At 41.5% G+C, this 797-nt stretch carries 1 protein-coding gene; it reads right to left on the minus strand.

The window, feature by feature from the left end; translation table 11 throughout:
* On the minus strand, nucleotides 1-797 hold a 797-nt coding region (locus R7Q48_RS26395), incomplete at both ends, for a transporter substrate-binding domain-containing protein (RefSeq protein WP_318133157.1).

The raw sequence follows: 797 nt of genomic DNA on the forward strand, positions 1-797 counted from the left end.
CTTCAATAAGATCGTGCTGCGTGTTAAAACGCTCAAGCTCTTTCAATGGTAAAAGCTGAGTCATCATTTGATCGAAGAAATCGTCTTTGACTACACCGATTCTTTCAGAGATCAATTGTGACACATGGGAATAGGTGTTTGGCTTGTAACCCAATCGCTTGACCATCACTGAAGCTGGTGAATAGTGTGGTCTTGGAAAATAGCTGAATTCATGCCGTTCTCTGCTCACCGTTAATGGTGCCAAAATATCAAATTCACCTTTCATAAACTGGCGATACATCGACTCCCAACTTTCGTTAGGCTCACTGATGATCACACAGTTTAAATCCAGAATTTCACAGCTTTGTAGAACGATATCGGCTGTCATCCCTTGTACGGTGCCATCAGGGTTGTACACCACATAAGGAAAGATGGATTCCATTTTGATTCGAATTGGCTCTTTTAAATCGACAGGCAGTAACTTGATCGCATCTCGCAGGGCTGAACGTCTCAACTCAAATTGATACAACGCGATTTGCTCACGAAGTTGCTTTTGTACCGCTTCACCATGAATAAACGAGGCAAAGGTATCCAACTCTTCTAAGTGGTGACCTTTTTTACTAATGATAGAAACAGGTTTGATGGAGATCTGATCGTTGAGCATTTTGGCATCAAACCCTTCCAACAACATTGGTTTGAGTTGGTTAATCGCATCAACCACGCCATCCACTAAACCAGTTTGTAGCAAACGTACGGCTTCGTTATGGCCTTTATAAGGAACTTGTTTTAACTCTGGATGATATTGTTTGATCAATTCT

Source organism: Vibrio sp. 378 (genome assembly GCF_033339435.1).